At 71.0% G+C, this 7351-nt stretch carries 7 protein-coding genes and 1 pseudogene; all 8 read left to right on the top strand.

Annotated features, from left to right (window positions below; genetic code table 11):
• Nucleotides 1-426, top strand: a pseudogene (locus AOK16_RS27030) (DNA polymerase III subunit gamma and tau); the annotation flags it as partial.
• 219 nt (nucleotides 427-645) lie between these two features.
• Complete coding sequence (locus AOK16_RS05430) at nucleotides 646-981, top strand: YbaB/EbfC family nucleoid-associated protein (protein ID WP_055471071.1); 336 nt, start codon at nucleotides 646-648, stop codon at nucleotides 979-981.
• 217 nt (nucleotides 982-1198) lie between these two features.
• Entirely contained in the window at nucleotides 1199-1798 is a 600-nt protein-coding gene (recR, locus tag AOK16_RS05425; protein ID WP_055471070.1) for a recombination mediator RecR, read from the top strand.
• A complete protein-coding gene (locus AOK16_RS05420; RefSeq protein ID WP_055471069.1) occupies nucleotides 1791-2477 on the top strand; it encodes a DUF5063 domain-containing protein in 687 nt (228 codons plus the stop codon). The genes recR and AOK16_RS05420 overlap by 8 nt, the downstream gene beginning before the upstream one ends.
• Nucleotides 2478-2835: 358 nt before the next feature.
• Complete coding sequence (locus AOK16_RS05415; RefSeq protein ID WP_055471068.1) at nucleotides 2836-4140, top strand: aspartate kinase; 1305 nt, start codon at nucleotides 2836-2838, stop codon at nucleotides 4138-4140.
• A complete protein-coding gene (locus tag AOK16_RS05410; RefSeq protein ID WP_055471067.1) occupies nucleotides 4137-5198 on the top strand; it encodes an aspartate-semialdehyde dehydrogenase in 1062 nt (353 codons plus the stop codon). Before AOK16_RS05415 ends, AOK16_RS05410 begins: the two co-directional genes overlap by 4 nt.
• 307 nt (nucleotides 5199-5505) lie before the next feature.
• A complete protein-coding gene (locus AOK16_RS05405) occupies nucleotides 5506-6162 on the top strand; it encodes a SigE family RNA polymerase sigma factor (protein WP_398718248.1) in 657 nt (218 codons plus the stop codon).
• Entirely contained in the window at nucleotides 6159-7256 is a 1098-nt protein-coding gene (locus tag AOK16_RS05400; RefSeq protein ID WP_055471065.1) for a hypothetical protein, read from the top strand. The genes AOK16_RS05405 and AOK16_RS05400 overlap by 4 nt, the downstream gene beginning before the upstream one ends.
• Nucleotides 7257-7351: the final 95 nt, after the last annotated feature.

The following is a 7351-nucleotide window of genomic DNA, read 5'->3' as shown; positions in this document are numbered from 1 at the left end:
GTTGTCGACCCCTCGGGCGGCGCGGGTGCCCCCGCCGGGGCGGGTGCCCGCCCCGGCGGCGGATTCGCGGGCGGCGGCGCGGGCGTGCCTGGAGCCGGTTCCCCGACAGCCGGCACCGGCGGCTGGTCCTCCGGACCCGCCGCCTCCGCACCACCTCCCGCGCAGCAGGCTTCGCCGCGCCCCGCGCCCGCCCCCGTACCACCCTCGGCGCCTTCCGCGTCCCAACCCGGCGCGTCTGAACGGCAGTCGGGGCCGCGGCCCGACGCCTCGCAGGCGTACCGCGAGGCCGAGCCGCCCCCGTTCTCGATCGAGGACGACATGCCCGCCGAGGACGATCCTGACCTCGATGACTCGGCCCTGTCGGGCCACGATCTGATCGTCCGCGAGCTGGGAGCCACGGTGATCGAGGAGTTCAACAACGAGTGAGCGGGGGTTGCGGCGTGTAGCCCTCTCGCTGCGCCGTCGCCCGCGATCCACCCCGCGTAACCTCCGCGTAAAGCCCCGGGTAAAGCCCCGGGTAAACCCCCGCGTAAGGCCCCGGATCAGGCCTCCGCGGGCGTTCCCCCGGCTTGGCGGCGAGCCCAGCCCAAGGCGCGTAGGCTCGGGTTACCAAGCAAAAGTCGTCGAACGCGCAGGAGCGAAGCCGTGATTCCCGGTGGTGGGCAGCCCAACATGCAGCAGCTGCTGCAGCAGGCCCAGAAGATGCAGCAGGACCTCGCCGCGGCCCAGCAGGAACTGGCCGAGACCCCGGTCGAGGGCTCCGCGGGCGGCGGTCTGGTGAAGGCCACGGTCAATGGGGCCGGCGAGCTCCAGAGCCTGGTCATCGACCCCAAGGCGGTGGATCCTGAGGACACGGAGACCCTGGCGGATCTGGTTCTCGCGGCCGTACGGGACGCGACCGGCGCCGCGCAGGAGCTCCAGCAGCAGAAGCTCGGCCCGCTTGCCCAGGGCCTCCCCGGCATGCCGGGGATGCCCTTCTGAGCGGGCGCGCTTCCCGTAGTTGATCCGGTCTTGACAACGGATCAACTAGCGTACGTGGCCGGGCGGTAGGCCCCGGGTCGGCAATAGGCAGAGCAGCAATCAGCGGAGCAGCGACAAGCCGGACAGCGACAGGCGGCACCAGCGGCAGACAGGTCCGCGACAGCAGGGCCCTCGACAACAGGACAGCACCAGAGGAAGAAGAAGGAGACGGCGTTCCGTGTACGAAGGCGTGGTCCAGGACCTCATCGACGAACTGGGCAGGCTGCCCGGCGTCGGTCCCAAGAGCGCGCAGCGGATCGCCTTTCACGTCCTCCAGGCCGAGCCGGCGGACGTCCGCCGGCTCGCCCACGCGCTGACCGAGGTGAAGGCCAGGGTCCGGTTCTGCTCCGTCTGCGGCAACGTGGCGCAGGAGGAGCAGTGCCGGGTCTGCCAGGACCCGCGCCGCGACCGGGCGGTCATCTGCGTGGTCGAGGAGCCCAAGGACGTCGTCGCGATCGAGCGGACCCGTGAGTTCCGCGGCCGCTACCACGTGCTCGGCGGGGCGATCAGCCCCATCGAGGGCGTGGGCCCGGACGACCTGCGGATCAGGGAGCTGCTCGCGCGGCTCGCCGACGGCACCGTCACCGAGCTGATCCTGGCGACCGACCCGAACCTCGAGGGGGAGGCCACGGCCACCTACCTCGCGCGCATGGTCAAGCCCATGGGGCTGAAGGTCACGCGACTGGCCAGCGGGCTCCCTGTCGGGGGAGACCTGGAGTACGCCGACGAGGTCACGCTGGGCCGTGCCTTCGAAGGGAGACGACTTCTCGATGTCTGACGCCACGCTCCACGAACCCATGCTCCACGCGACCGGGCAGGACCCGGACGACTTCTCCGCGTCCATCGCGGACCAGGTGGAGAGCTTCATCGTCGCGGTCACCGAGGTGGCCAAGGGCGACGAGCCCGGCAGCGCCATCCCGTACCTCCTGCTGGAGGTCTCGCAGCTGCTGCTCGCGGGCGGGCGGCTCGGCGCGCACGAGGACATCGTCCCCGACCAGCGGTACGAGGAGGACACCGGCCCGGAGCCGGACGACGTCGACGAGCTGCGGGAACGGTTCGCCGCCCTGCTCGACCCGGCCGACGTCTACTCCGAGGTCTTCGACCCGTACGTGCCGCGCAGCGAGCCCGTGGCCTGCCGGATCTCCGACGATCTGGCGGACATCATCACGGATCTGCGGCACGGCATGGCCCACTACCGGGCGGGCCGGGTGACCGAGGCGCTGTGGTGGTGGCAGTTCTCGTACTTCTCCAATTGGGGGCCGACCGCCTCCGCCACGCTCCGTGCCCTGCAGTCGCTGCTGGCGCACATCAGGACCGAGTCGCCGCTGGGCGAGCTGAACGGCCTGGACACGGACACGGAGGCCGCGACGGACGACGGCTCGCTGGAGGAGGAGGCGGGCCGTGTGATGGCCGAGGAGCTCGGCGCGCCGCTGGGGCTGCGGCCCGCCCGCCGCTGACGGCGGTCCCGGAAACCCGTTCGCCGCTGACGGCGGTCCGCGGTCCGGAACCCCCGCCTGCCACTGGCAGAAGTCCCGGAAAAGCACCGGGCAGGCCCTCGGCAAGCTTCCGGTGAGCCCCCGGCGCACGACCTCCACAGCTGTGAACTGGGTTACGTTCCCGTGTGTCCCGCCCGCCAGCGGGCAGGGGCCTTCGCGGAGCGGGCACGGGATGCGGGCCCCACTCGATGATCCACGGAGTGAGCAGCGTGTCTCACCATGCGATATCGAGGCGGCCGATTCCGCCTGCTCGTTAGACTGAGCCGACCGAAGGATCCTGTTGAGGGGTCCCCGGAAGACAGAGTTGCGAGGAGCGCACGTGGGCCTTGTCGTGCAGAAGTACGGCGGCTCCTCCGTTGCGGATGCCGAGGGCATCAAGCGCGTCGCCAAGAGGATCGTCGAAGCCAAGCGGAGCGGCCACCAGGTGGTCGTCGTGGTTTCGGCGATGGGCGACACGACGGACGAGCTGATCGATCTCGCCGAGCAGGTATCCCCGATGCCTGTCGGACGAGAGTTCGACATGCTGCTGACCGCCGGAGAGCGAATCTCCATGGCGCTGCTGGCGATGGCGATCAAAAACCTCGGACACGAGGCGCAGTCGTTCACCGGCAGCCAGGCAGGCGTCATCACCGACTCGGTCCACAACAAAGCGCGGATCATCGATGTCACGCCGGGCCGGATCAGGACCGCGCTGGACGAGGGCAACATCGCCATCGTCGCCGGGTTCCAGGGCGTGTCCCAGGACAAGAAGGACATCACCACCCTCGGCCGCGGCGGTTCCGACACCACCGCGGTGGCGCTGGCCGCCGCGCTGGACGCCGAGGTGTGCGAGATCTACACCGACGTGGACGGCGTCTTCACCGCCGACCCACGGGTTGTGAAGAAGGCCCGCAAGATCGAGTGGATCTCGTTCGAGGACATGCTGGAGCTCGCGAGCTCCGGCTCCAAGGTGCTGCTGCACCGCTGCGTGGAGTACGCGCGCCGCTACAACATCCCGATCCACGTCCGCTCGTCCTTCTCGGGCCTTCGGGGCACGTGGGTCAGCAACGAGCCGCACGAGGCGCACAAGCCGCACAAGCCGCATGAACAAGGGGACCAGCCGATGGAGCAGGCGATCATCTCGGGGGTTGCCCACGACACGTCCGAAGCCAAGATCACGGTTGTCGGGGTGCCCGACAAGCCGGGCGAGGCCGCGACGATCTTCCGCGCCATCGCGGACGCCGAGATCAACCTGGACATGGTGGTGCAGAACGTCTCGGCGGCCGCCACGGGCCTGACCGACATCTCCTTCACCCTCCCCAAGTCGGAGGGCAAGAAGGCGATTGCGGCGCTGGAGCGCACCAAGTCCGGCATCGGCTTCGAGTCGCTGCGCTACGACGACCAGATCGCCAAGATCTCGCTCGTCGGCGCCGGCATGAAGACCAACCCGGGCGTCACCGCGGGCTTCTTCGAGGCCCTGTCGAATGCCGGGGTCAACATCGAGCTGATCTCCACCTCGGAGATCCGCATCTCCGTCGTCACGCGGGCCGACGACGTCAACGAGGCCGTCCGCGCGGTGCACACCGCCTTCGGCCTGGACAGCGACAGCGACGAGGCCGTGGTGTACGGAGGTACGGGCCGATGAGTGCAGCGAAGAAGCCGACCCTGGCCGTGGTCGGCGCGACCGGTGCCGTGGGCACCGTCATGCTCGGCATCCTGTCCGAGCGCGCCGACGTCTGGGGCGAGATCCGCCTCATCGCCTCCCCGCGCTCGGCCGGCAGGAAGCTGACCGTACGCGGTGAGCAGGTCGAGGTCATCGCGCTGAGCGAGGAGGCCTTCGAGGGCGTCGACATCGCGATGTTCGACGTGCCCGACGAGGTCTCCGCGCAGTGGGCGCCGATCGCCGCCGCCAAGGGCGCGGTCGCGGTGGACAACTCCGGCGCGTTCCGGATGGACCCGGACGTTCCGCTGGTCGTTCCCGAGGTGAACGCGCACGCCGCGCGGGTCCGTCCGCGCGGCATCATCTCCAACCCCAACTGCACGACCCTCTCGATGATCGTCGCGCTGGGCGCGCTGCACGCCGAGTTCGGGCTGAGCGAGCTGATCGTCTCCTCGTACCAGGCGGTCTCCGGCTCCGGCAAGGAGGGCATCGACACCCTGCGCGACCAGGTCGCCAAGGTGGCGGGTACGGACCTGGGCAGCCAGCCCGGCGACGTCCGCCGCGCCGTGGGCGACCTGGGCCCGTACCCGGCGCCGATCGCCTTCAACGTGGTGCCGTTCGCGGGCTCGTTGAAGGAGGACGGCTGGTCCTCGGAGGAGCTGAAGGTCCGCAACGAGTCCCGCAAGATCCTCGGCCTGCCGGACCTGCGGGTCACCGCGACCTGCGTACGGGTCCCGGTGATCACCACGCACTCGCTGACCGTGCACGCGCGGTTCGAGAACGAGGTCACGGTCGCCGGGGCGCACGAGATCCTCTCCACCGCGCCGGGCGTGGTGCTGTGCGACAACCCGGCCGAGGGCGAGTTCCCGACGCCGGCGGACGTCGTGGGCACCGACCCGACCTGGGTGGGCCGGGTCCGGCGCTCGCTGGACGACCCCAAGGCCCTTGAACTGTTCGTCTGCGGTGACAACTTGCGCAAGGGGGCGGCCCTGAACACCGCCCAGATCGCGGAAGTTGTTGCGGCGGAGCTCGCTGCCGCGTAAAAAACCGTGTGGAGCCCCATCGCGGACTCTGTGAAGATTACGTGAGCCGATCGGTGGTCCATACCACTTGTGCTGGGCCCTGGATCTGTTCGACGATTCGCTCCCCGCCCTTCTGCAACCGCAGTCGGGTGGGGAGCGTCTTTGCTGCCGTCTCTCGGGCCGCGCCGCGGTGTGGCCGGAATGGGTCATGCGGGCCGCAGTAAAAGGGACATGAGGAAAGAAGGGTGCGTATGAGGGCAATTGACTCCATGTCAAGCGCGGTTGCCCACGCGTACAACCCTGACGGGGGGATGCGTGTCCAACATGCGTGGCAGAGGTATTCGGCATTGCAGCGAATGGGGGCGGCGCGGCGGTTCTGCGCCCACTGGGCCCCCGTACGACCGGCGGCTTCCCGGTGATCTCCCCCATGCCCGCCGCCCGGCCGGGCCGCATCCCCTCGCAGCGCGAAGGCTCTGACGACGCGATGGCCGCCGGCACCACCGTCGACCACCTCACCGAGACCTACCGGGCCCACTACCGCTCCCTGCTCGGACTCGCCGCCCTCCTCCTCGACGACACCGCCTCCTGCGAGGACGTCGTACAGGAGGCGTTCATCCGCGTGCACAGCGCGCGTAGTAGGGTCCGCGATCCGGAGAAGACCCTCGCCTACCTGCGGCAGACGGTCGTCAACCTGTCCCGCTCCGCGCTGCGCCGCCGGATCCTCGGGCTGAAGCTGCTCTCGAAGCCGATGCCCGACATGGCGAGCGCCGAGGAGGGGGCGTACGAGCAGCTGGAGCGCGACCAATTGATCAAGGCGATGCGGGGACTGCAGCGCCGGCAGCGCGAGGTCCTCGTGCTGCGCTACTTCGCCGACATGACCGAGGCCCAGGTCGCGGACGCCCTCGGCATATCGCTGGGCTCGGTCAAGGCGTACGGATCACGGGGAATCGCGGCGCTGCGCGTCGCCATGGAGGCCCCGGCATGAGCAAGCAGCACCACGGATCCACCGGCCCGGGCGGGCCGGTGGATCCGGACCGCCTCGACCCGGCGGGCGAACTGCACCGATTGAGGGGGCAGTCGGGCAGTGGCGAGCAGGAGCTGCGTCGGCTGCTGCACACCGCCGTCGAGGAGCTCCAGCCCTCGCCCGACGCCCTCGACCACCTGCGGCGGGCTGTTCCCGCCCGCCGCGCGCGCAAGCGGCAGGCGCTCGTGGGCGCCGCGGCCGCGGTGATCCTCGTCGGCACCGCCGTGCCCGCCCTGGTGCATGTCGCCCAGAACGGCGGGGTGTTGGACGAGTACCCGGCCAACGCCGGGCACAGCGAGCGCGCCGCGGGCGAGGCCTCGGGCGGGCCGTCGGACGAGCGCGGTGGCGGCGCCCCCGTAGGCGCGCCGTCCGGCAGGGCCGAAGAGGAGCGCGCCAAGAAGGGCAAGGGCGAGAAGAAGGACGGCGCGTCCGAGGAACCGGGCTCCACCACGGTCGGCAAGGGCGCCGACCCCTCCGAGACCATGGCCGCCACCTCCCCCACCTGCACGCGCAACCAGCTGACCAACGGCACCTCCTCGCCCGGCACGCTCGACGGTTCGAAGACCGCCTACGGCTCCTTCCGGGTCGCCAACACCTCCGGCACGGCCTGCGCGGTCGACGGCGGCGGGCTCGTCCTCGCCTCGGCCCAGGGCGGCTCGGACGCGGCCGCGGTCAAGGTCGTCGACCACACGGCGGGCGATCCGGCCACCGGCCTGCCCGACCCGGCCACCGAACCGCAGCAGGTGATCCTCCAGCCGGGGGCGGCGTACGAGGTCAAGTACGCCTGGATTCCCGCGGAGGAGGGCACCGGCGGCTGCCAGAAGCCGGGAGCCTCGCCCGACCCCGCGACCTCCGGCAGCACGGAGGGCGCGGCTCCGGACGGCAAACCCGCCGCGGCGGACACGGCCGCCGAGGAGCCGGCCGCGCCACCCACCGGGAGCGTCGAGCTCAGCCACACGCCGCAGGCCGGCGACCCCGCGGCGGCGAGTGCCACGATCTCGGGCGCCTGCGCGGGCACGGTCTACCGCACGGGAGCGCTGGCGACGGTGAAGTAACGGCTCGCTGCCGTTCTCGCTGCGCGGGCCAGGCCGCTGCGGCGGGCACGATTGCCGGGGAGCCTGCTGCGTCGCCGAGTCGCGGTGCCGACCCC

This window comes from Streptomyces pathocidini, assembly GCF_001418495.1.
Classification (GTDB): domain Bacteria; phylum Actinomycetota; class Actinomycetes; order Streptomycetales; family Streptomycetaceae; genus Streptomyces; species Streptomyces pathocidini.
Note: the sequence above shows the minus strand (reverse complement) of the source record. Positions and strands in the feature narration are given on the sequence as shown.

Bases quoted from the DNA above. Each gene is read 5' to 3' on its own strand.
- AOK16_RS05420 (WP_055471069.1), top strand. From the start codon at position 1,791: ATGTCTGACGCCACGCTCCACGAACCCATGCTCCACGCGACCGGGCAG.
- AOK16_RS05410 (WP_055471067.1), top strand. From the start codon at position 4,137: ATGAGTGCAGCGAAGAAGCCGACCCTGGCCGTGGTCGGCGCGACCGGT.
- AOK16_RS05400 (WP_055471065.1), top strand. From the start codon at position 6,159: ATGAGCAAGCAGCACCACGGATCCACCGGCCCGGGCGGGCCGGTGGAT.